At 37.9% G+C, this 23,771-nt stretch carries 25 protein-coding genes; 16 read left to right on the forward strand and 9 right to left on the reverse strand.

Features of this window, described 5'->3' with window-relative positions; all coding sequences use genetic code 11:
* From nuoM to KTJ10_RS14510, 5 genes are all read left to right on the forward strand, one after another.
* Positions 1-1,599 carry an NADH-quinone oxidoreductase subunit M gene (gene nuoM / locus KTJ10_RS14490; protein WP_002120006.1) on the forward strand — a complete coding sequence of 533 codons (1,599 nt, stop codon included), beginning with the start codon at positions 1-3 and terminating at the stop codon, positions 1,597-1,599.
* 2 nt (positions 1,600-1,601) lie between these two features.
* A complete protein-coding gene (gene nuoN / locus KTJ10_RS14495) occupies positions 1,602-3,095 on the forward strand; it encodes an NADH-quinone oxidoreductase subunit NuoN (protein ID WP_002120035.1) in 1,494 nt (497 codons plus the stop codon).
* Between the two features lie 100 nt (positions 3,096-3,195).
* Positions 3,196-3,831: a uracil phosphoribosyltransferase gene (gene upp, locus KTJ10_RS14500; RefSeq protein ID WP_262442307.1), complete on the forward strand. Its 636-nt coding sequence runs from the start codon at positions 3,196-3,198 to the stop codon at positions 3,829-3,831.
* 116 nt (positions 3,832-3,947) lie between these two features.
* Positions 3,948-4,241, forward strand: a complete 294-nt coding sequence (locus KTJ10_RS14505; protein ID WP_005071069.1) for a cold shock domain-containing protein — start codon at positions 3,948-3,950, stop codon at positions 4,239-4,241.
* A 159-nt stretch (positions 4,242-4,400) separates the two neighbouring features.
* Complete coding sequence (locus tag KTJ10_RS14510) at positions 4,401-4,871, forward strand: excalibur calcium-binding domain-containing protein (protein ID WP_262442308.1); 471 nt, start codon at positions 4,401-4,403, stop codon at positions 4,869-4,871.
* 11 nt (positions 4,872-4,882) lie between these two features.
* On the opposite strand, the gene gigC is transcribed toward KTJ10_RS14510, so the two are convergent.
* Positions 4,883-5,767 (reverse strand): LysR family transcriptional regulator GigC, encoded by an 885-nt coding sequence (gene gigC / locus KTJ10_RS14515; protein ID WP_002120024.1) that lies wholly within the window; start codon positions 5,765-5,767, stop codon positions 4,883-4,885.
* Between the two features lie 86 nt (positions 5,768-5,853).
* On the opposite strand from gigC, the gene KTJ10_RS14520 reads away from it, so the two are divergent.
* Positions 5,854-6,615 carry a ferredoxin--NADP reductase gene (locus KTJ10_RS14520; protein ID WP_262442310.1) on the forward strand — a complete coding sequence of 254 codons (762 nt, stop codon included), beginning with the start codon at positions 5,854-5,856 and terminating at the stop codon, positions 6,613-6,615.
* Between the two features lie 49 nt (positions 6,616-6,664).
* On the opposite strand, the gene KTJ10_RS14525 is transcribed toward KTJ10_RS14520, so the two are convergent.
* The gene (locus tag KTJ10_RS14525; RefSeq protein WP_014205905.1) at positions 6,665-7,084 is read right to left on the reverse strand and encodes a hypothetical protein; all 420 of its coding nucleotides are present in this window, start codon (positions 7,082-7,084) and stop codon (positions 6,665-6,667) included.
* A gap of 290 nt (positions 7,085-7,374) precedes the next feature.
* Here KTJ10_RS14525 and KTJ10_RS14530 point away from each other — a divergent pair, with 290 nt between their 5' ends.
* The 3 genes from KTJ10_RS14530 (at position 7,375) to KTJ10_RS14540 (ending at position 9,810) form a co-directional block, all read left to right on the forward strand.
* The gene (locus KTJ10_RS14530) at positions 7,375-7,602 is read left to right on the forward strand and encodes a hypothetical protein (protein ID WP_005803268.1); all 228 of its coding nucleotides are present in this window, start codon (positions 7,375-7,377) and stop codon (positions 7,600-7,602) included.
* Between the two features lie 225 nt (positions 7,603-7,827).
* Complete coding sequence (locus tag KTJ10_RS14535) at positions 7,828-9,510, forward strand: mechanosensitive ion channel (protein WP_262442313.1); 1,683 nt, start codon at positions 7,828-7,830, stop codon at positions 9,508-9,510.
* Positions 9,511-9,639: 129 nt separating this feature from the next.
* Positions 9,640-9,810 carry a hypothetical protein gene (locus KTJ10_RS14540; protein WP_081309052.1) on the forward strand — a complete coding sequence of 57 codons (171 nt, stop codon included), beginning with the start codon at positions 9,640-9,642 and terminating at the stop codon, positions 9,808-9,810.
* 12 nt (positions 9,811-9,822) lie between these two features.
* On the opposite strand, the gene KTJ10_RS14545 is transcribed toward KTJ10_RS14540, so the two are convergent.
* The 5 genes from KTJ10_RS14545 to KTJ10_RS14565 form a co-directional block, all read right to left on the reverse strand.
* Entirely contained in the window at positions 9,823-11,022 is a 1,200-nt protein-coding gene (locus tag KTJ10_RS14545; RefSeq protein WP_262442314.1) for an NAD(P)/FAD-dependent oxidoreductase, read from the reverse strand.
* Positions 11,023-11,143: 121 nt separating this feature from the next.
* On the reverse strand, positions 11,144-12,022 hold the full coding sequence (locus tag KTJ10_RS14550; RefSeq protein ID WP_262442315.1) for a 1-aminocyclopropane-1-carboxylate deaminase/D-cysteine desulfhydrase: 879 nt from the start codon (positions 12,020-12,022) through the stop codon (positions 11,144-11,146).
* 65 nt (positions 12,023-12,087) lie between these two features.
* Positions 12,088-13,203: an HlyD family secretion protein gene (locus KTJ10_RS14555; protein ID WP_262442317.1), complete on the reverse strand. Its 1,116-nt coding sequence runs from the start codon at positions 13,201-13,203 to the stop codon at positions 12,088-12,090.
* 40 nt (positions 13,204-13,243) lie between these two features.
* The gene (locus KTJ10_RS14560; RefSeq protein WP_262442318.1) at positions 13,244-14,887 is read right to left on the reverse strand and encodes an MFS transporter; all 1,644 of its coding nucleotides are present in this window, start codon (positions 14,885-14,887) and stop codon (positions 13,244-13,246) included.
* Entirely contained in the window at positions 14,884-15,453 is a 570-nt protein-coding gene (locus KTJ10_RS14565) for a TetR/AcrR family transcriptional regulator (RefSeq protein ID WP_170248405.1), read from the reverse strand. The genes KTJ10_RS14560 and KTJ10_RS14565 overlap by 4 nt, the downstream gene beginning before the upstream one ends.
* Positions 15,454-15,631: 178 nt before the next feature.
* On the opposite strand from KTJ10_RS14565, the gene KTJ10_RS14570 reads away from it, so the two are divergent.
* From KTJ10_RS14570 to KTJ10_RS14580, 3 genes are all read left to right on the forward strand, one after another.
* Positions 15,632-16,255, forward strand: coding sequence for a LysE family translocator (locus KTJ10_RS14570; RefSeq protein ID WP_002120398.1), 624 nt, complete (start codon positions 15,632-15,634; stop codon positions 16,253-16,255).
* Positions 16,256-16,417: 162 nt separating this feature from the next.
* Positions 16,418-16,606, forward strand: coding sequence for an NF038215 family lipoprotein (locus tag KTJ10_RS14575; protein ID WP_005075219.1), 189 nt, complete (start codon positions 16,418-16,420; stop codon positions 16,604-16,606).
* Positions 16,587-16,922 (forward strand): calcium-binding protein, encoded by a 336-nt coding sequence (locus tag KTJ10_RS14580; RefSeq protein ID WP_199993056.1) that lies wholly within the window; start codon positions 16,587-16,589, stop codon positions 16,920-16,922. The genes KTJ10_RS14575 and KTJ10_RS14580 overlap by 20 nt, the downstream gene beginning before the upstream one ends.
* Before the next feature lie 83 nt (positions 16,923-17,005).
* On the opposite strand, the gene metG is transcribed toward KTJ10_RS14580, so the two are convergent.
* Complete coding sequence (gene metG / locus KTJ10_RS14585; protein ID WP_262442339.1) at positions 17,006-19,072, reverse strand: methionine--tRNA ligase; 2,067 nt, start codon at positions 19,070-19,072, stop codon at positions 17,006-17,008.
* A gap of 284 nt (positions 19,073-19,356) precedes the next feature.
* Here metG and KTJ10_RS14590 point away from each other — a divergent pair, with 284 nt between their 5' ends.
* The 3 genes from KTJ10_RS14590 to KTJ10_RS14600 all read left to right on the forward strand — a co-directional run bounded on the left by KTJ10_RS14590 (position 19,357) and on the right by KTJ10_RS14600 (position 22,210).
* Positions 19,357-19,857, forward strand: coding sequence for a hypothetical protein (locus KTJ10_RS14590; protein WP_086266057.1), 501 nt, complete (start codon positions 19,357-19,359; stop codon positions 19,855-19,857).
* A gap of 145 nt (positions 19,858-20,002) precedes the next feature.
* Positions 20,003-21,193: an iron-sulfur cluster carrier protein ApbC gene (gene apbC / locus KTJ10_RS14595; RefSeq protein ID WP_262442319.1), complete on the forward strand. Its 1,191-nt coding sequence runs from the start codon at positions 20,003-20,005 to the stop codon at positions 21,191-21,193.
* Positions 21,194-21,337: 144 nt separating this feature from the next.
* Positions 21,338-22,210, forward strand: a complete 873-nt coding sequence (locus KTJ10_RS14600) for a 5'-methylthioadenosine/S-adenosylhomocysteine nucleosidase (protein WP_262442320.1) — start codon at positions 21,338-21,340, stop codon at positions 22,208-22,210.
* A 32-nt stretch (positions 22,211-22,242) separates the two neighbouring features.
* Here the strand turns inward: KTJ10_RS14600 and KTJ10_RS14605 are convergent, their stop codons facing one another.
* A complete protein-coding gene (locus tag KTJ10_RS14605; RefSeq protein ID WP_199993053.1) occupies positions 22,243-22,809 on the reverse strand; it encodes a DUF2062 domain-containing protein in 567 nt (188 codons plus the stop codon).
* Between the two features lie 363 nt (positions 22,810-23,172).
* Between KTJ10_RS14605 and KTJ10_RS14610 the strand changes: the two genes are divergently transcribed.
* Positions 23,173-23,766, forward strand: a complete 594-nt coding sequence (locus KTJ10_RS14610) for a LysE family translocator (protein ID WP_086266053.1) — start codon at positions 23,173-23,175, stop codon at positions 23,764-23,766.
* Positions 23,767-23,771 lie beyond the last annotated feature (5 nt).

Here is a 23,771-nt window from a genome sequence, read left to right on the forward strand (position 1 = left end):
ATGGAAAACAATTTAATTTTACCCGCGCTGATCCTTGTTCCGTTCATTGCCGGTTTTATTTGTTGGTTAGTCGATAAGCTCGACAAAACTTTGCCACGCTGGATTGCCTTAATTGGTATGCTCATTACTTTGGGCTTAGGTCTTGCACTTTGGCAAAGTGGAACTTATAGCTACGAGTTGGGTTCTAAAATCCCAACTTGGTCTGCTGAGTTCTATTTACCGTGGATTCAATCACTCGGTATTGGCATTCACTTAGCTGTGGATGGTTTATCTTTACTCATGGTGTTATTAACAGCGTTACTTGGTGTACTTGCTGTTGGTTGTTCATGGGGCGAGATTCAAAAGAACGTTGGTTTCTTTCACTTAAACCTATTATGGAGTTTAGGTGGTGTTATCGGTGTATTCTTAGCGATTGACTTGTTCTTGTTCTTCTTCTTCTGGGAGATGATGCTTGTACCAATCTACTTCTTGATTGCGTTATGGGGTCATAAAGGTTCAAATGGTCGTTCACGTGTTTACGCTGCAACTAAGTTCTTCCTTTACACGCAGATTGCTGGTCTAGTGATGTTAATCGGTATCCTAGGTCTTGTAGTTTATGGCTACATGATGACAGGCATGATCGGTTTTGATTACAACTATTTATTAGCTGTAGCTAACCATTTACCTGCAGGCTTAGCGTACGGTTTCATGATCTGTTTCTTCATCGGTTTTGCGGTGAAGTTACCAGTATTCCCATTACACGGTTGGTTACCAGATGCACATGCTCAAGCACCTACAGCGGGTTCTGTAGACTTAGCGGGTATCTTGATTAAAACAGCTGCGTACGGCTTGCTTCGTTTTGTTATTCCATTCTTCCCGACAGCTTCTGCACAGTTTGCAGACATTGCGATTATTTTTGGTTTGATTGGTATTTTCTACGGCGCATGGTGTGCTTACCAGCAAACTGACATGAAACGTTTACTTGCGTATACGTCGATTTCACACATGGGCTTTATCTTACTTGCAATCTATGCAGGTAATATTTTGACCTTCCAAGGTCTAATGATCATGATGTTGGCACATGGTTTGTCATCAGCTGCATTGTTCATTATGTCTGGTCAAATCTACGAACGTTTACATACACGTGATTTACGTTTAATGGGTGGTCTTCGTGGCCAGCTTCAGTACTTGCCATTTTTCTTGATGTTCTTCGTTGCTGCTCTTGTAGGTGTACCAGGTTTAGGTAACTTTATTGGTGAATTCCTGATTTTGATGGGTTCATTTAATAAATATCCTGTCTTCACGATTCTTGCTTCTATCAGCCTTGTATTTGCAGGTTTATATGGCTTGATCTTGATTCACCGTGCTTTATTTGGTGAACCAAATCCTGAACAAAAGCAACATTACACTAGTCCATTGAAAGACTTATCTGCTCGTGAAGTTGGTATTTTGATGATTTGTGCAATTGGTCTCGTTTGGCTTGGTATCTACCCACAAACATTCTTGGATGTATCTCATTCAAGCATGCAGTGGTTGGTCAATAGTTATGTGCCAGTACAAGAAGTCGTTGAAACTGTTCAGCAAACAGCTACTCAACTTGACCATGTGGAGATCCAATAATCATGAACTTCACAGTATCATTCTCTACGCTTATGCCTTTAGCTCCGGTGATGATTGTTGCTTTGACAACAATCGTCGTCATGCTGTTAATTTCAATTAAGCGTAATCATAATTTAATCGCAACAGCCTCTGTTGTCGGTTTAAACCTTGCTGCACTTTATATTTTATTTGCAGTATTTGGCGGTAAGTTTGTACCGGCAAATGTGATGGGCATGTTTATGGTTGATCCATTTACCATGTTCTATCAATTTATGATTTTGATTGCGGCATTGGCATGTTGTACTTTGTCTCATGCTTACATCGAAACTTATAAAGACAACCGCGAAGAGTTATATCTTTTGTTACTTGCTTCAGTAGCAGGTGCAATGTTGATGGTTGCAAGCTCTCACTATGCATCGTTCTTCATTAGCCTTGAGTTAATGTCGATTCCTGTATATGGCTTACTTGCTTATACTTATCAACGCAGTAACTCACTTGAAGCGGGTATTAAGTATCTTGTACTTTCAGCGACAGCTTCTGCAATGTTGTTGATGGGTATGGCATATATCTATGCATATACAGGTTCGCTTTCATTCTATGATTCTGTACAGGCATTATTTGAAGCAATCAAACAGCCAATGGTGTTATTAGGTTTAGCACTTATTATCTTTGCTGTTGCATTTAAATTATCGCTTGCGCCGTTCCATAAATGGACACCAGATGTATATGCAGGTGCACCAGCGCCAATGGCAACTTTCTTAGCGACTGCTGCTAAAGTTGCAACAATTGGTTTGTTCGTGCGTTACATGCTTGCTTCAGGCGCAATGATGGTGAACTCGTTAGTAACTATTTTGACGATCATTGCTGTATTGTCGATTTTAGTTGGTAACTTACTCGCTGTTCGTCAAGTTAATTTAAAACGTATTCTTGGTTATTCATCTATTGCTCACTTTGGTTATTTGTTAATTGCTTTAATTAGCATGACTTATGCGAGCTTGGGTAGCGTAACTGTATATGTGGTGTCTTATGTATTAACTACTATCGGTGCCTTTGGTGCGGTAGCATTAATGTCTAGCCCATATAACAACGTAGATGAAGCACAAAGTCTTGCAGACTACCGTGGTTTGTTCTGGCGCCGTCCAGTACTTACAGCAACTTTAACAGTCATGATGTTGTCTTTGGCTGGTATTCCATTAACAGCAGGCTTCATTGGTAAGTTCTTGGTGGTAATGGCTGCTGTAACAACTCAACACTGGTTCTTAGCTGCAATGATTATTGTGGGTAGTGGTATCGGTTTGTACTATTACTTACGTGTGATGGTTGTAATGTATATGACACCACCAGAAACTCCTCGTATTGATGCAGATGCTCATTGGGGACAAAAAGTGGGTGGTTTAATGGTATTAGCTGCTGCTGCATTAGTTATTATTTTGGGTGTTTACCCAGATCCAATGATTAATTTGGCATTAAAAGCAGAAATTTTATCTCCATTACATTTCATGCTTTCACAACAGTAATTCTGGTGTACAAAAAAGCCTCCAAATCTGGAGGCTTTTTTTTATTGAGCGTTAAAAAAAGATTATAATAAATACGTTTTTATATTTTTAGGTAACATCTGTGGCCATTCAAGAAATTCGTCACCCACTTATTCGTCATAAATTAGGTTTGTTACGTCGTGCTGATATCAGTACTAAGAACTTCCGTGAGCTTGCTCAGGAAGTGACTATGTTATTGACGTATGAAGCAACAAAAGATTTGCCAGTTGTGGATTGTGAAATTGATGGATGGGCTGGAACTGTTACTACTCAGCGTATTGCTGGTAAAAAAATAACGATTGTACCGATTTTACGTGCCGGAATTGGTATGTTAGATGGCGTACTTAATCTAATTCCAAGCGCAAAAGTGAGTGTTTTAGGTCTTGAGCGTAATGAAGAAACATTAGAAGTTCACACGTATTACAAAAAATTAGTTCCAGATGTGGCTAATCGTCTTGCGATGATTATTGACCCAATGCTAGCAACTGGTAATTCGTTAGTTGCTGCTATTGATGTGTTAAAGGCAAGTGGTTGTAAAGATATCCGTGTTATGGTGTTGGTTGCTGCTCCTGAAGGTGTTGCTAAAGTTGAAGCAGCTCATCCGGATGTACAAATTTATACGGCATCTATTGATAATGGCTTAAATGAACAAGGTTATATTGTTCCTGGCTTGGGTGATGCTGGCGATAAAATTTTTGGTAGTGTACAAAAAGATTAATTTTTTGAAATCGTAATAAAAAGAGACTTCATTAAACCGTATAATTTTAAAACGGAATCGTGAGTCTCTTTTTTTATTTACCGCAACAACTGGATTGGAAAAGTAGGGGAAAGATCATGAAGCAAGAGTTTTATACTGGATGGGTAAAACAATATAACGCTGATAAAGGGTTTGGTTTTATTGAAACTAGTGAAGGTGATATTTTCTTTCATATTTCTGATTTCCCTGCATCAGAGGGCGAACCGAAAAGAAATGAAAAAGTAAGATTTCTTGCCGCAGATAATCAGGGCAAGTTTAAAGCGATCAAAATTGAGCGTGTTGACCCAAATCCTGCGAAAACCAAGAAAAACAAAATTGCAGATCACAATAAAGCGATCACGAGTGAGTTATTGTCAAATTTCCGACGTTAATAATGAGCTAAATGTAATACATTAAAAACACTTAAGTAATGTATGTATCAGACAAGTGTTTTGATGCGTTCAGAAAGATTAAGTGATTTAGAATTAAGGGAGATATTAATTTCCCTTAATTTTCTTAAAAATGAATAATAAAATCAAGAATGGGGAAATATGGTTCAACGGGGAAAAATTAAACGCAGTAAATTCAAGCTTAGTTCACGTGAATATATCAGTATATTTATTGTTGGCATCTTGGTTATTGTTGCGTGTGTGACTTTTATAGTATTGCACTATCGTCAACAGGCTCAGCAGCGTGCATCACATGAAAAAGTGCAATTATTAATACAGCAACAGAAGCAGATTATTAAGGAACAGCGTGCAGCTTTGGATAAATTGCCAGATATTCAACTTTCTGAGAAAACGAAAAAGGCTTTAGCATTTACTCCTCAAACAGTTGCCTCTCAAACAGCCCCAGAACGAGTAAATGATAAAATAACATCTTTTCATTGTGATGGGCGTGAGTATTGTACGCAAATGCATTCTTTAGAAGAGGCACGTTGGTTTGTAAGAAATTGCCCGAACACTAAAATGGATGGTAATCATGACGGTGAGCCGTGTGAAAATGACTCACGATGGCATTAGAAAATCAGGTTTTAAACCTGATCTTCACAAAATTGTAAGAATGCTTTGAGACCTGGACCCTGATACTTTTGACGGTGTACCAGCATATAAAGCGGACGGGTAAGCTGCCAGAATGGTGTATCTAAAATTACTAATTGTCCCTTTTCAATTAAAGGTTCAATGGCAAGTTTAGAAATACATGACATGCCTAAACCACCAGCAACGATTTTTAAAATTGCTTCATTGTGACCTAGGGTTAAGCGAATATTCGCGTCTGGCAGATCTTGCAATATAGCATTATCAAATACTTCACGCGTTCCTGAACCTTCTTCACGTAAAATCCATTCGACTTGAAGAAAATCATGCGCTGTTAGAGGTCTATTTAAACGTGCTAACGGGTGATTTGGGGCACAGCAAACTGCAAGCTCATCATCACGCCAATGAATACATTGGAGTTGAGGTAAATGACATGATCCCTCAATTAAAGCTAAATCAAGTTGGAATTGATTGACTGCTTCAATCATTTGGCGTGTATTGCCCACTTGTAATTGCAAATGTGCTTTAGGATGATGCTGTAAAAAGTTTGCCATTAAATCTGGCATGAGGTAATCACTAATCGTTAAAGTGGCCCCAATACGTAAATCAATACTTTGCAATTCACCTTTTGCAGCTTGCTCAAAAGCTTCACAGCGACCTAATATCTCTAAGGCTTGTGGCAATAGAAAACGACCTAAATCATTAAGTTGTAATCGTTTACCTAAACGATCAAAGAGAGGAGCACCAAGGCCATCCTCTAAATCAGCTAAAGCCATACTTGCTGCACTTTGCGTCAGTCTGACCGCATCACTCGCTTTGGTGACAGTTCCTTCTTGAGCGACTGCTACAAAAACAGCCAACTGGCGTAATGTCATGCGCATGTTTAAAAAGCCTTAACGTTTAAAAGTATTCATTATTTCGGCTGTCATGCTAACATGAGCGCACTATTTCATGCCACGTTGAAATCATGTCAATTGAAAAATTTAGCGTAGAAAAAGTTTTATCTGTACACCGCTGGACTCCAACTCTTTTTAGTTTCACCATGACTCGCCCTGCACATTTTAAATTTACTGCTGGGCAATTCGCACGTATTGGGCTAAAAGTTGGAGAGGAACTCGTTGTTCGTGCTTATTCTGTAGTCTCATCACCATTTGATGAAACGCTTGAGTTTTTTTCGATTGTGGTACCAGACGGTGCATTTACGTCAAATCTTCAACATTTAAAGGTAGGAGATGAGCTTTATTTAGAAAAAATACCTTATGGTTATTTGACTTTAGCTCGCTATCAACAACCCTTACCCCATGATTTATGGTTATTGGCAACGGGTACAGGATTAGCTCCATTTTTATCGATGTTACAAGACTTCGATACATGGTCTAAATATCAAAAAATTAATTTGGTCTACAGTGTCCGTACCGCAGATGAATTGGCTTATGTTGATCGTATTCAAGAGATTGCTGAAACTTTTGGGGAAGGACATAACGGATTTAAATTTATTCCAATTATTACGCGTGATCCATCTGCACCACTACATGAGCGTTTACCGATTTTGATTGAAAACGGCGAACTAGAAAAATTTGCTGGTATAGAACTGAACCCTGCTACAAGCCATGTCATGCTTTGCGGTAATCCGCAAATGGTGGATGACACTAAAGAGGCTTTAAAACGCCGTGATTTGACGATGAATCGTCGAGGTGAGGGAAATATTGCGGTAGAAAATTACTGGTAATAAATCTTATTTTGAAAGTAATTTAAAATTAATTTTATGGATATGTTTATTAGTGGACAAACATATCCATAAATTCGCGAATTTCTGAAATTGCGCTGTCTACATCGGTTGAAAGCCAAGTTGGCTCAAAAAGACCTGCATAATGTTCCAAACGATCTTGTGGAACGACTAAGCGAACAGGACAGTCTTCTTCTAGTAAGCGCCAAGGTAAAATCGGAACATCATTGTCCAGAAAAATATTGATATTACGAATATCAACAATCATGGCATTAATGCAGTCAGGAAATGGCATGACGGAAAATTCTTCAGTACGGCGACGAAAATACTCTAAATCACCCCATTTGAGTTCATAACTTGGTTTATTAAATTCAATAATACCAATGAGATGTTCGTCTCTCGTCTGATGTATATAACATTGATGTGTGACGTCAGTGTCGAGATCAAGTGTTACGTTTTGCTGACGATACATCATAAAATAGAGCAGCTTTAAAACAAGGGGGCTTATTATAGCCTATTTTATAAAAAGTAAGCGCTAAAACATATTGTATTACAAATAGAACATTAAAGAAGCTCGAACATAACTCGTTATTATTTTTAAATGGCTAAATATTTTTGCCTAAATTTTATACTGTTTTTATTATTTTAATAGTAGAGTTTTGCAACCGCAGACACCTTAGCATAATGCTTTTTCACACAATGCAACAAACCAAATTGCTATGATGATTATAAAGTTAATGATAAAAGAAGAGGGGAAAGAAGATGCATGATTTTTCAAAACCACCTCATGTGACGAGTCCTGAAGAAACTGCGAAAAAAAGAAGATTGCCAGTTTACATTTTAATTATTGTTGGGCTTTTTCTTATTGCACTCATCGTCTACATGGTTGCTGATCACAGCAAAACACCTAAAGAAGAAGCCGCTTTTCAACATGAGGCCACACCACATGTCATTAAGAGCACTTCTGATTTGAATATTTATAAAGGGTAATAAGCTAACCAGTATATCTTCATAGAAAGCCTTTGGGATGTGACCTGAAGGCTTTTTTTGCAACCTTTTGCATCAATTTGTTGTATTTATGCAGAAGTGTGTTGATTACAAAATATTCAAAACATAAGGTGAGATAGACCGCATTTATTGTCATTTTTAACAACGAAAAGTGTTTTTCATAATTGATGGCACTGAAAAGAACATAACAATTGAGGACATAACAATATGAATGAATTTTTTGATGGGCCTCGCGGCGCTCAGTTTGATGCGATGTATTACTGGGATCAGTTTCATCCTATTTTAGCTGCAATCGTCATCTTACTAGTTGGCTGGATAATCGCTTTATTAGTTGCGGCAGGTGTAAAAAAACTTCTGCAAAAAGTAAATACCAATGCAAAATTATCTTCAGCAACTGGACGTGCTCCAAACATAGAAGGCCTTATTTCAAAAGTCGTATTCTGGTTTATTCTAATCTTAGCTGTTGTCGCAGCTCTCAATGTACTTAACATTAGTGGAGTTAGTGGCCCGTTCAGTAATATGGTGAATCAGGTACTCATCTATATTCCAAATATTATTGCTGCTGTTGTGGTGGGTTTTATTGGTTGGATCGTTGCTCGACTGGTGCGAGCAGGGGTGACCAATGTTTTATCCCGAACTCAACTCGATGATAAGTTAAGCAGTGAAGTGGGTGTAGGTGGAATTAGCCAGAATATTGGTGAAATTCTTTACTGGCTTGTATTGTTACTTTTTCTTCCGATTGTTCTTTCAATATTAGGATTAACAGGCTTACTGATTCCAGTTCAAAATATGGTAAATGATGCCGTAGCATTCTTGCCAAATATCTTTATTGCTGGTGTTATCGTTTTTGTTGGTTATATCTTGGCAAAAATTGTACGCGGTATTGTTGAAGGTTTAGTAAATAGCTTAGGTGTTCAGGCTCAAGCTGAAAAAATTGGTCTTTTCAAAAGCTCTAACGTAGGCAAATTCTTAGGTTCATTTGTTTTCGCAATCATCATTATTACAACATTGATTGTAGCGTTTGAAGCTTTAGGCATTGAGACAATTTCTCAGCCAGCAACAGCAATGCTCAATGAAATCTTGCAGGCGATTCCAAACATTATTGCTGCTGGTTTAATTCTACTGGTTGCTTATATTGTTTCTCGTTTTGTTGGCCGCTTAGTTGCTGAATTAATTGCAGGTACAGGTGTTGATGAAATTCCTGCAAAGTTAGATGTACAACGCTTTTTAGGTCAAACTAAAGTTTCTAATGCAGTTGGCTGGTTAATTGTATTCTTTACTATGCTATTTGCAGTTTCTGAAGCTGCGGATCGTCTTGGTTTCGATCAAATTAGTGGTCTAATCGCAATGTTTATCCATTTCGGTGCAAACATTCTATTGGGCGCTGTAATCTTGGTTATTGGTTTCTGGCTTGCCAATGTTGTGGCGAACGTGGTTCAACGTGGCGAATATAATAGCTCGCGTTGGTTAGGTAGTTTAGTTCGTGTGTTAATTATTGGTCTCGTACTTGCACTTGGTTTAAGAGCGATGGGTATTGCAGATTCAATCGTTAATCTTGCATTTGGTTTGACTCTAGGCGCAGTTGCAGTTGCTTTCGCTCTTGCATTTGGTTTAGGTGGTCGCCAACCAGCAGAAAGACTGTTGAGTGATTTGTTAGATAAAGCTAAAAAAGAAGCTAATGAACCAAATCCTCTGTACCAACCACCTTCTACTACGGCTAATCCATCTGCGACTACTAGTTCGTCAACATCTACAGTTGCACCAACGACTACAACTTCACCGTCAATAGTTTCATCTGATGCAAAACCTGCTGATTCTGCACAAGTAAATCCAGCAGAACCACCAGTAAACAAACCGTTTGGATCTACTGGAGAAAATGACGAAATTTAGTAAGTAAAACTAATTTTCAGATAAACCGTACAAAAAATCTTTGATTTTTGTGATAAGTTCGACCACTCTATATTGAGTGGTCGAACTTTTTTTGGGCCATTATAAAAAGAAATAAGTGAGGAAAATACGATGAAGAAACCAGGTCGTTTTTTAGCACCGATTGTCATTGCGGGAATTACCGTAGGTTTTTTAGCAAGTGCTTATAAATTTGTGTTTAACAAATCTAATTCATCAAAACAGGCAACAACTCATACGCGTAATTCTGAAAATTCATCAAATGATTCGAAAGCGTCAAATTAGCTTATTCATCATTTAAACGTATTGTGCTGCTGCATAAGCGGAAGACCAAGCCCATTGGAAGTTATAGCCTCCTAAATGGCCAGTTACATCAAGTACTTCGCCAATAAAAAACAATCCTTTTTGCTTTTTACTTTCCATGGTTTTGGAAGATACTTCGGTTGTATCAATTCCACCTAAAGTAACTTCGGCGGTACGATACCCTTCTGTACCTGATGGTTTGACAGTAAAGCCGTGTAACTGTTCGGCAATATGATCTAGCTGTACATCACTGATATTACCAATCGCTGTTTCGCTCTGCTCTGACCATATAAGTTGTTGTAGCTCTTGGATAATACTTTTCGCAGTAAACTCACAAAGAAGGGTGCGTAATAGAACTTTAGGTTGTGCTTTCTTTTTATCTTTTAAATAAGTTGCTAAATCTTGGCTTGGGAAAAAGTTAATTTTAAAACTTTCACCAGTATTCCAATAGTTTGAAAGCTGTAGGGAACTTGGTCCACTCAAGCCGCGATGCGTAAACAATAATGCTTCAGTAAAACTATTTTTCGAGTTACTTAGAGTCACATCTAAAGCATTGCCACTTAGACGTGTAGTAACTTCTTTAATATGATCTGAAAAAGTAAATGGAACTAAACCTGCGCGGGTTGGGAAAACCTGATGTCCAAATTTTTGTGCCAGTTCATAGCCAAATCCAGAACCACCCAAAGTTGGAATGGATAAACCACCTGTAGCAACCACTAATGACTCACAGCTAAAACGTCCTTGGTTTGTATGTACGGAAAAACCACCTTGTTCTAATGGAACAATCTCTCCAACTTCACAATGGGTTTGGATCTCGACATTGTTGGTTTTATTGCATTCACTCACCAACATTTCTAAAATTTCTTTAGCACCGTTTAGTGTAAATAATTGCCCATGTTTTCGTTCTTCATAGGCAATGCCATAATCACATACCAATCCAATAAAGTCCCAATTGCTATAACGTGATAGAGCAGAAATGACGAAGTGTGGATTATGAGAAATATAGTTGTCAGGCTCTACATATAGGTTGGTAAAGTTACACTTACCTCCACCTGACATTAAAATCTTTTTACCAATTTTATTAGCTTTTTCTAAAATTAAAACCGAGCGTCCGCGTTTAGCAGCATGTGCAGCCAACATGAGTCCAGAAGCACCTGCACCTAAGACAATGACATCAACATGACTGTTAGACATAAGAGATTCTCGATTAATCGTGAAAATTTAAAAAGGGGCATATACTACCATGCCGAGCCTTAGTCATGCTAAAGACATTTACCACGGTAGTGAACAATACGACCTAAAAGATAGTCAGTTATTAATGTGATTTATTTCTTATATCTGCCTGTAAACCACCAGAATGAATTGCCAGAATACGAGTTCCTTCAGGAAAGTAATTATTCTTTATAAGATCAAACAGACCGAACATCATCTTTCCCGTATAGATGGGTTCAAGTGGTACCGCATATTGTTCTTCGAAACTTTCTATAAATGCCAATAACTCGAGTGAAGTTTTTGCATACCCGCCACAGCAGTATGCATCTGTCACAGACCAATTCTGTTTTTTGGTCCATTGCTGAATATCTTGTTGTAGAAAGTCGCCTTTTAATGCTGAAAATCCTAAGACTTTCTGATCGGCTGAACTCCTTTCAATAAGACCCGAAATCGTTCCACCAGTTCCTACTGCACAGCAAATTACATCATAGTTTTGCAAATCGCTTTGACTTAGAATTTCCTGACAACCTTGAACTGCAAGTTCATTGGTGCCGCCTTCAGGGATAATGAAAGTTTCAGGAAATTGGTGTTGTAATTGTTGAAGATAGTTTGCATCATCTCGTAAGCGGTATTCGTTGCGGGAGACAAAATGTAGATGCATTCCTAAACTTTGAGCTTTTGCTAAGGTTGGATTAAGAGGTTTGTTAGCTAACTCTTCACCACGAATAATTCCAATACTTTTTAAGCCAAAAAGATGAGCGGCATAGGCAGTCGCGGCAATATGGTTGGAATAAGCGCCACCAAAAGTCAAAATGCTCGATAAACCTTGTTGTTTTGCAGCAAGCAAATTGTATTTTAATTTATAAAACTTATTGCCCGAAATTTGAGGATGAACTAAATCTAATCGCTTAATCTCGAGATGAACTAAAGAGGGGAGTTCAATGTGCTGATAGGAAATAGGTTGGGCAATGTGATCAAACATTAGAAATTGAGAAAAATAATGATTGATCACATTGTAGCTTTTTAAAGAGGTTTTTAAAAAGCTGATTAAGAGCTTGTATCGACAGAAGTAATTACTGACATGCCAGGGCGTAAGTGTTCCATTCCTTTTTGATTTGGATCTATGGTGATACGCACGGCAATTCTTTGAACCACTTTGGTAAAGTTTCCTGTTGCATTGTCAGGCTTTAACACACTGAACTCGGAACCCGCAGCTGGTGAGATCTGCTCAACATGTCCTGTAAATTTTTTGTGTTTCATGGCATCGACTGTGAACCATGCTTTCTGGCCAATTCGCATATTGGCAATTTGGGTTTCTTTAAAGTTGGCAATTACCCAAGTTTGTTGTGGAATGAGGTAGAGTAATTGGGACCCTGCTGCTACATATTGCCCAACACGAGGGTTCACCTCGCCAAGTTGTCCATCCATTGGAGCAACAATAACGCTATAGTCTTTGGTCGTTTGTGCCTGATCTAGTTGTGCTTTAGCACTGGAAACTTGTGCTTCTAAACCTGCCTCTGCCACTTGTGCTGTTTTAAGTGCTTCTTTGGCAACTAGAACATTGGCTTCTGCCTGCTTCAGTGCTGCAAGGTTATTTTCAGCATCTGCTGCGGCTTTATCTTGCTCAGATTTAGAAGCTGCTCCACTATTTCCTAACTGTTGATAGCGTCTAAGCTGTGCTAAAGAAAGTTCATATTGAGCTTTAACTTGTTCAACTTTTGCTTGTGCAGCCACAATATCAGCTTGTTTTTGAGCAATAGACTGAGTTTGATTGGCTAAAGTATTTTTAGCTTGTTCAACTCCAGAAGCTGCTTGAGCTACTTTTTGGTCGTAAGTAGTTGCATCGATATGCATTAACACTTGGCCCTTTTTTACATGGTCAAAGTCTTTGACTAATACATCTTTCACGTAGCCATTTATTTGTGACGATAAAATTGTGGTTTTACCTTTAACATAACTATTGTCAGTTTGCTGAACACTCGTTGCGAAAGGTCCGATTCTCCATGCCCATAAAATTACTAAAATACCGATAATAAGAACACCTAACATCCAGAATAGAGTTGAGCGTTTTGTGGGAATTAGTTTACTTGCAGGTGCAGGTGCAGGCTCGTTGGCAGGTGCCTGAACAGGCGTTTGGTCCGGTTTATTTTGATCATCTGACATATATTAATCTCAATTTCTATTTCACCAAAAACGAAAGCCATTAAGGACGGCTAATTCCTCTACGCTGTAGATATTTACTACGTGCAATATTAAATCCACCCCACAAGAGTAATGCGACAGCAAAAATACCATTTAATGCAATCACATCATTGTAGGCACGTACTTGTGCTTCACGAGTTACCACTTGATTAAGTGAACGCATGGATTGAGCTGTTTGTAATGCTGGGTCATTTGTTGTGATGGCTGCACTACGCTGATAGGTAGAAAGCCTTTGAGCAACCAACGGGTCGGCTTGTTCTAAATCTTTTATGATCTCGACTTGATAATTTTGAGTGCGATGTTGTTGATAGGTCGAGAAAAAAGAAGACCCAACAAGACCACCGAAGGTTTGGGTTGCAGAGAACAAGACAATAAAAGTCACCACATAGGAAGGGCCTTTTGCTAAAGTTTGTGCAAAGCCAATAAGCAGTAACGGCCCAATAAATAAACCACCTGCAAAGCCTACTAAAAACTGACTTGCAAAGAAGTTCACAGGTCGAACATCACTAGTTAAGTGATAATCTAGACCACAAGCGACCAGAATTAAAAATTCTGCAAAAAGTAAGTGGAAGATAATTCGTTCGCGTGAGAAAGTGAGAGCACTAAATAGTGTTCCGCTTAAAATCCCTACCAATATGACAACATAGAGTGGAACAAACTGATCAGGCCCCATTCCCATAGTTTTTAGGAAATTAACAGCTGCATAGCTTTGTTCTGACATTAAAAGACGAATGGCAAAGGCACCAAAAATGAAGCGTAGGGTCGAAGCGGCACCCAACCAACGTGTCATAATTAATGGATTGGCGCGATAGTGCTCATAGAGCAAACCCAAAACAACTAAGCTAAAACCTGCAATTAATACATAGGCAAGCCATTCACTGTTAAACCACCATAAAATTGGACCTTGCGTGAGCACAATACATAAGCAGGCAAAGCCAGGGGCTAGTAAAGCAAAGGTGAAAAAGTCTTGCTTCTCAAAAACATAAATTCTTAAGCTACGTGGTAACTTCAATGAAACGACCATGGCTAAACAACAGAGTGCTAAGCCGAGCTCAAACGTATATAGAACAGACCAACTGTCTGTATTTACAAGAAATGGAGAAATAATCCAGGCGAGGGGAACACCTAACTGCTGAAAACCAAAGGCAATATATATACCTTTTGCCATGTCTGCTTTTTTAAAAGCTTGCATGGTGTAATACATACCTAGTGAGCTTAATGGCGCACCAGCTAAACCAGCTACAACCCGCGCAAATAGGGCCATTTCATAGGTATGTACAAAAATATGCAAAACAAGAACCGCAATAAAAATCACAAGTCCTATTTCTGAAAATACTCTCAAGCCATACTGTTGACGGGCCTTAAATAAAATTAAGTTTGAGCTGACATTTGCCATGACATATGCAGCAGGTAGCCAAGCAGCTTCGGAAGGGGTTAGTCCATACTCACCTTGAATTAAAGGTAAATTTGCCGTAATAAAACCATTACTTAAGCTTGCCGAAAGAGCGATAAATAAACCAATAAAAAAGTAAATAAATCGTTTAGCTACAGAGTGAGCAATAGCTGCTGGTGAACCAGGTAGAGTCGGTTGCTCTTCTGGCGTCCAATCGGGTGGTGTTTCCAAATAACGAGGCGTTTTACTCATTCTATCCCTCGAATTTTTTGTATTTGAATACCATGAAATAGTAATTCAATTGCTCGTTTTGCTAAGCGAGTCTGTTCTTCTGGCTCATGTCCTTGAAATGAAGAACCTAACATTGCAGTGACCATTGCATAGTCATTGGCAGTGAAATCAGCTCGGCACAGTTTTTGTTCTATCGCATTTTCAATCAGTGGGTTAAGTGCATTATTTCGCCGTTCATAAATTTTTAACATAATTGGATCTTGTCGATCAATTACTCTCCAAAAATCTTGCAAAATTGCAAGTTTAGGAAGTTGTGCAATATGTCCCTCAATTAAACGAAATAAACCATCCTCGAATTGTTGAAAATGAGCAGCTTTTTGCTCTAGCTGTGTAATCGCACGTTCTAAAAGCGCACTAATTAAAGCTTTGCGGTCGCAAAAGTTACGATAGAACGTTGCTCTGCCTACATCAGCATGGTCAATCACAACTTGTAAAGGGACATTAATGCCATGAATACGAAAACATTCTTCGGCTGCATTGAGTAATTCATCTCGATTATGAGCAGCAATTTTTTGACGTTTACTCATATCATCGGTTGGGGAGTTCTAAAGGTTATATATTTAACGGACATTTTTGTCCGTTTTGAAGATATAAATTGTAAAAACATGAAAATTCAATTTTCATCATTTATATCTTCGCGATTTTTATATGCCTCATAAAAAGCTGTTAGAATACCGCGCAATTGCGTGATGCTAGGTCAATACAATGTTTGAGTCCCTTATTCCTCTTTTTTCAATTGCGATGGCATTGATGCTTGGAGCAATAAGCCCTGGGCCAAGCTTTATTTATGTAGCACAAAATTCAATTTCTAAATCACGTAAACACGGTTTGTTTACAGCATTAGGAACAGGGACGGGCGCAGCACTTTTTGGTCTATTAGCAGTTATGGGATTGCAAGCAGTTTTATTGGCGGTGCCTTCTGCTTATTTAATTTTAAAAATTGGTGGTGGTCTATATTTGCTTTGGCTGGCTTTTAAAATTATTAAACATGCTAAGGAACCAATTGCGATGGAAAACGATGGCAAATCGAAAATGACCTATAAACAGGCATATCGATATGGCTTAATTACCCAGTTAAGTAATCCAAAAATCGCAGTCGTACTAGCAAGTGTGTTTACTGCTTTGTTGCCAAAAGAAATCCCAAATTATTACTATGTCGCATTGCCAGTGATTTGTTTTATGATTGATGCTGGTTGGTATTCATGTGTTGCGATGCTGTTATCTTCAGAGAAGCCTCGAAAAATGTATCTGAAAGCAAAAACAGGGGTGGATCGAGTTGCTGGAAGTATTGTGACTTTATTGGGTTTAAAATTAATTTTCTTCAAATGATTACTCTTTAATTAAAATATCTACAAAATCCAAAGCCAGCTACTTATAGTCTGGCTTTATTTTTGCGTAAAATATATACAAATTGAAATATCTTTTTTAGCACTTAAATACTTTAAAAGTGGTAACTTAATAAATAAAACAAAAAGAAATGAGGATCATGTTATGAAAAAACTAATGGTGAGCATTTCTGTAGTTTTTCTCATCTTAACTACAGGATGTGAGATGAGAACGATGAGTAAACAACAACCGGCAAATGAGCGGGCCATGAGTATTGCTGGTTCTCCAGTTCACGAAAAGGACTATAAAATTTCCGATATACAAGTGAATAATCATGAGCAATCTAACTATTAAGTTACTTGCTGGATGTGCAACTTACTGTATTTTGAATATGGTAAATGCATGTGAGCCCGCTTCTTTAGATTGGGAGCTTTTTCAGAAAAAATATGATTTAAATCATGATGGCATGTATAGCCTAAAAGAATTTCAGCGGGTACAAGATTTTTATCCTTATAACTGGCCGAGAGATAAACGGTTTCAAGGGGAAAATAAACAAACAGAGCTATTTCATTATTTAGATGAAAATAAGAATGGCTATTTAACAAATGAAGAGTTAGGAAATATACATGTTTTATTTAATAACCCTTGCGAAGGGTGGCCGTGGTCCTAATTTAGTAAGCTTCGTTTAAACCTATTCAAAGCCCTTAAAAATAAAAAAGCTCCCAATTTAGGGAGCTTTTTTTTGAAAGCAGATTAAGAAACTTTATCGCCTGGTTTTGCACCACTATCTGGAGAAATAATGAAAATACCTTCACCATTTCCAGCAGCAAGTACCATGCCGTTTGAAATACCAAAACGCATTTTACGTGGTGCAAGGTTCGCCACCATAACAACCAATTTACCTTTTAGGTCTTCTGGTGTGTATTGGCTACGAATACCACTAAATACATTACGCGGTTCAGCTTCACCAACGTCTAACGTCAATTGAAGTAATTTATCTGAACCTTCAACTGTACCAGCTTCAAGTACTTGAGCAACACGTAAGTCAACTTTTAAGAAATCTTCAATACCGATAATTTCAGCTTCACCAACTGCCGGAGTAGGCGCTGCTTTTTTCTCAGCTGCTTTGTCCTTTTTCGCCGTTGCTTTAGTTGCTTCTGGAGCAGGAGCACCTAAAGACTCTTTAGAAGCATCAACCATAGCTGCAACAGCTTTTGGATCAACACGCTGCATAAGCGGTTGGAACTGCGCAATCTCATGGCTTACAAGAATTTGTTTGCGTGACTCGAAATCGAAGCTTTCAAGTTTTAAGAAATCTTGAACTTGTTGAGCTAAAGTTGGCAGAACTGGAGCCAAGTACACCGCTAATTGACGGAATAAGTTGATACCCACAGAACATACATCAAGAACTTGTTGCTCTTGACCTTCTTGTTTAGCAAGTGCCCAAGGCTTTTTCTCATCAATATATTGGTTTGCACGGTCAGCTAGCGCCATAATTTCACGGATCGCCGTAGAGAATTCACGTGCTTCATATGCTGCAGCGATTGAATCACCTGCATCAATAAAACTTTGTACCAGCTCAGATTCTGCACATTGAGCAGATAAAGTATTGTTAAAGCTGCTGTTGATGAATTTCGCACAACGGCTAGCAATATTAACGACTTTACCAACTAAATCCGAATTTACTTTTTGAACAAAATCATCAAGATTTAAGTCAGAGTCTTCAACTTTATCTGAAAGTTTAGACGCAAAGTAGTAGCGTAAATATTCTGGGTTTAAATGCTGTAAATACGTCTCGGCCTTAATGAAAGTACCACGTGACTTAGACATTTTTTGCCCATTTACAGTCAAGAAACCGTTTACAAACAAGCCTGTTGGGGTGCGATAGTTTGCACCTTCAAGCATTGCTGGCCAGAATAAAGCATGGAAGTAAACAATATCTTTACCAATAAAATGATAAACATCATTTTGGCTATCTTTTTTCCAGAAATCATCAAAGTTTAAATCTGGACGTTTAGCTTTGATATAGTTTTCAAAACTAGACATATAACCGATTGGAGCATCTACCCAAACATAGAAGTATTTATTTGGTGCATCTGGAATTTCGAAACCAAAATATGGTGCATCACGAGAAATATCCCAGTCTGCTAAACCTGCTTCAAACCATTCATCTAACTTGTTGGCAATCGAAAGAGGTAAACGTCCTTCATCACGCGTCCATTTTTGTAAATATTCAGAGAAGTTTGGAAGCTTGAAGAAATAGTGATCTGATGATTTTTCAACTGGTGTTGCACCACTTAAAGTCGAACGCGGGTTAAGTAACTCGGTTGCATTGTAAGTTGTACCGCACACCTCACATGAGTCGCCGTATTGATCTTCTGACTTACATTTTGGGCATGTACCCTTAATGAAACGGTCAGATAAGAACATCCCTTTTTCTGGGTCAAATAATTGAGTTACAGGACGAACTGCAATATTTCCAGCTTCACGGTTTTTAATATAGATATCTGTTGAACGTGCTTTGTTTGCATCGCTATGCGTTGAATCGTAATGATCGAAATGTACACCAAAACCGTCAAAATCACGGATGTGTTCTTTTTGAACATTTGCAATTTGCTGTTCTGGGCTAATACCATTTGCTTCGGCACGTAGCATAATTGCTGTACCGTGAGCATCATCCGCACATACATAAGTCACATCATGACCCATTGCTCGCATGGCACGAACCCAGATATCTGCCTGGATGTAACCGAGTAAATGACCCATATGAATTGGACCATTAGCATAAGGGAGGGCATTAGTGACTAAAATTTTACGCACGGATTTCATTCTCTCATTCGTATTTATAAGGTGGAAGATTTTAACTGATGCAGGGAGATAAGCAAAGATTAATAATCTTCGGCTTGGCATAAGCGATTTCTATTAAAATGGATTTTGGCTAGAGGTGGTTTCTCTTTAGAACAGATAAACAAATCGAAAAATATTTGAATCTTCCTGTATTGTCTTTGTTTCAAATTGCAGTTACGGTCAGAAAATAAGCCATAACGATGTATAACTAATAACTTATTTAGGTAATTTTTTAATTAACTATGAGGATAACAACGATGACTACTGAAAATAAATTAGATGATTTAAAGGCAAAAGCGGCAGATGTAAAAGTACAAGGCGAAAAAGCTTTGGATGATTTAAAGGAAAATGTAAAAGAGAAGCAAGCTGCGGGTAAAGAAGCAATTGAAGATAAAGTAGACCAATTAAAGGCGAAAGCAGCTGATGCAAAAGTACAAGGCGAAAAAGCTTTAGACGATTTAAAGGAAAATATAAAAGAGAAAGAGGCTGCCGGCAAAGACGCTGTTGAAGATAAAGCCAGTGATTTAAAAGGAAAACTTGAGGATGCTCAGCATAGTCTGCAAGATAAATTTGATCACTTACGTACTGAAGCGGCACATAAACTTGATGATGCTAAAGCCAAAGCTGCAGAATTAAAGGAAGAGGCTGCTACAAAATTTGATGAGTTGAAAACTCAAGCAACAGCAAAGTTTGATGAGCTAAAGAAAACTGCAACTGATAAATTAAATAAATTAAAGAATCATGATTCTGCTGAATAAGCTGATTTAAACTAAAATCCGTACTCCTTACCGAAAAGATGAGATATGAAGTGAGTAATTATTCATCCTAAGGTGAGCGAGTACGGAGCAATACTGTTACACTATCTCCATTAAGCTGTAATGATCTGTTTTTGGAGTAAACAATATGTCTTGGCTTTCTTCATTAAAGTCTGTTTTTTCACCGGCACAAGAAGTGAAAGAAGATGAAATCCAAACCGTACTCCAAAATTATTTATTACCGGATTCAAAAGATGCTTTAAAGAAGCGTATTAGTCAGCTTCAAGTTCAGGGTCGTGTATTACAACTTACGATTAATACATTTCCTGATGAGAAAGAGCATTTGCAGCAAATTCATGATGATTTAGCGAGTGCATTAGAAAAGTGCGGTATTGAAGAACTTAATTTACACGTGGTTCAACAAAAGCGTCCTACACAAGAAAGTTCAAATTTACCTCCTGTGCTTGATGCCTCACCTAAATCAGAACCAGATCCAAATAATCCACCAATTCAAAAAGCAGCTCCGCAACAAAGAGATGTTCCACTTCACCCTCGCATTAAGAATGTTATTTTAGTTTCATCTGGAAAGGGAGGCGTAGGTAAATCGACAACTACGGTCAATTTAGCGCTTGCCTTACAAAAAATGGGACTTAAGGTTGGGGTGTTAGATGCTGACATCTATGGACCAAGTATTCCGACAATGCTAGGTAATGCGGGCAAAACTCCACTTATTGAAAGTGAAAATTTTGTACCTTTAGATGCTTATGGTATGGCTGTGCTTTCTATTGGACATTTAACCGGTGATAACAACACACCTGTTGCATGGCGTGGACCAAAGGCAACGGGTGCTCTAATGCAATTGTTTAATCAAACACTTTGGCCTGATTTAGATGTACTCATGATTGATATGCCACCAGGTACTGGTGATATTCAGCTTACGCTTGCACAGCGTATTCCAGTTACAGGCTCAATTATTGTGACTACGCCTCAAAATGTTGCTTTGCTGGATGCTACCAAAGGAATTGAATTATTTAATAAAGTCGGTATTCCAGTATTAGGTGTTATTGAGAATATGTCGACTCATATTTGTTCAAACTGTGGATATGAAGAGCAAATTTTTGGTATCGGTGGTGGTGATAAGCTCTCCGAGCAATACCATATTCCATTATTAGGCCGTTTGCCTCTCAATGCTCAAATACGTGAACATGCTGATCAGGGTAAACCAAGTGTTGTAGCAATGGATGATGCCGCTGATAGTTATATTGATATTGCTAAAGCAGTCTGGCAGCAGATTGAAAAAATCCCTCAACGCACACGTGATGATAAACGTATTTTCTAATTGATTAAAACCCGGCTTTAAGTCGGGTTTTTTATCATCTGATTAAAATAAAAAATTAAATTATTGAATCCAAATAACAAAGCTAAACTTGAAATTGGCATGTAGATTGCTACTTTACACTTTTTAAAAAAGAAAGGTTAAAAAATGCGATTCAAATCTACTTTTGGCGTTATCAGTTTGTGTAGCGCTTTATTTTTAGTTGGATGTAATGATGACAACTCATCTGTTTCGCAAACACCAACAGTTCAGGAACAAAAACAGAAGTTACAACCGATTATTATTCAGGGCGCTTTACCTGTAGAGTCCGAAAGGATGGCTTCAAAGTTAGAGAATAAGACTATTGAAACCATTGGAGGATGGACCTTCTGGAAAGGAACCTATAATGGTTATCCAATGATTATTTCTAAAACTCGTATGGGTATGAGTAACTCTGCTGCAGCAACTGCTCTAGCGATTGAACGTTATAAACCAATTGCGATCATTAATCAGGGCACCTCAGGTGGACATGATCCTGATTTACATGTTTATGATATTGTTTTAGGAAAATATACAACCAATATTGGTGCATTTAGAACTCCTAAACAGCCCTTAGGCGGTGGTTCAAACTCACTCACATGGGTTGAGGCTTTTGATGTTTTGCCAACAGATGAATCTGACCCAGAACCGATTGCAATTCGTAAATTTGAAGGTGACCAAGAGTTGTTAATGGCGGCACATAAAGTCCGTTATGATAAAGGTGATGTGGTTGAAGGAACGATTGGTTCAGCAGATGTCTGGAATAATGAGCTAGATCGTATTCAATTTTTCCATCAACGTTATGGTACTTCTGTTGAAGAAATGGAAGCAGCATCTGTTGCGCAAATCGCAAGTCAATTTAACGTTCCTTTCCTAGGCATTCGAATCTTATCTAATAATATTACCAATAACGGAGCTTATGACCCTGGTACAGGAGAGGCTTGCCAAGAATATGTGCTTAATGTGGCTGAAGAATATATGAAATCAAAACTGCCAAAATAATGATTTAAACTTATGCAAGAAGAGTGAAGCTTTTATAAAACCTCTTCTTGCTTCTTTTGACGATGTCTATTTTTCCAGTTTTTAACGACCATCCAGCGCCAGAAAATTTCTGTACATATATATAAAATGACAGCAAATACAAAAGCTTCGACAACCAGACCGGTCATCAAGATTTTCGCGAGACTAAAATCAATATGGCCATGGCCGAAATGAGTGATCCAGCGAGAAATTTGATGCAATACACCCAGCAACATTTCTTTGTTAATCATATGCACATGAAAAATGTGTGCACCGAACCAAAAACCAATATACAGAATAGGAACTAATGTAAGCGGGTTACTTAACCAAGCAAGCATTAAGCTAATCGGTAAATTTACTTCAAATAGCAATACAGCCATCACAATAAATACGCTGTGAAAAGGAATAGGCAGTAAACCAAAAAAAGTTCCAACAAAAACAGCTCGGGTGATAGATTTTCGATTGACATACCAAAGCACAGGATTAAGGGTCTTTTTACCAAAAATCCTTAGAAATTTCATATTTGAAACTTTCTCGGGGGAGGGAAGCCAAGATTGAAAAAAATGCTTTGCCATAATCATTGAGGGTAGTAAAGCGCGATGCTCTATATAAAAAAATCAGAAACAATATATGAATTGAAACTTATTAAAAGCTTAAAATTTAAACTTACCATTGCTATATATTTTTTATTATAAAGACTTTTGATGGAAAAATAGACTTAAAATAAAAATACTTGTGTTACTTAAGTCAGAATCTATTTGAAAAGCATCCCAACTGACCGTAAAGTTTTCTTCTTGAATTTATATGGTATTTATATAAATATTTGTTTTTATAAAATTTATTTTTATTTTGAAAATAATTTGAAATACTTTGTCTTACAATTACCTTTTGCCTTGTGACAGGATATCAATTAATCTGAGATGACTATATTGTGAGGTCATTCAATGATTTCATGGCTTTTTATTGGCTTAGTAGCCACAATTTTACTTACTCCAGGCCCAACCAATACACTACTCGCTTCTTCAGGGGTGCAAGTGGGCTTAAGGAAGTCAGTAAAACTTATTCCAGCAGAAGTTTTGGGTTATATCATCTCTATTTCTGCATGGGGAATGTTGATTGGAAAAGTGTCTAGCACACTACCAATGCTTCCGCCTATCCTAAAGCTATTGAGCGCTTGCTATATTATTTTCTTAGCCATTAAGTTATGGCATACGGCAAATCAAGAAGTTGAATTAAATCAGCCAACGATTCGTGCTCGTGAGTTATTCTGCGCCACTTTATTAAACCCAAAAGCATTACTCTTTGCCTCAGCAATTTTCCCAGTAGCGGCATGGAGTAATTTTCATATTTATTTAATTCATATGATGGCTTATTTAGCGCTTATTACACCAATTGCGTTGTTCTGGATTTTCTTGGGATCGGTTTTAGCTTCTAGGAAAGTGGGTTGGTTAAATCAAACTAACTTGCAAAAAACCGCTTCACTTGTTTTAGTCAGCTTTTCAATTCCAATAAGTTATTCTGCTTTACTGAACCTTTAAATGTA

The sequence above is a fragment of the Acinetobacter sp. WU_MDCI_Abxc222 genome (assembly GCF_025514755.1).
Lineage (GTDB): Bacteria > Pseudomonadota > Gammaproteobacteria > Pseudomonadales > Moraxellaceae > Acinetobacter > Acinetobacter geminorum.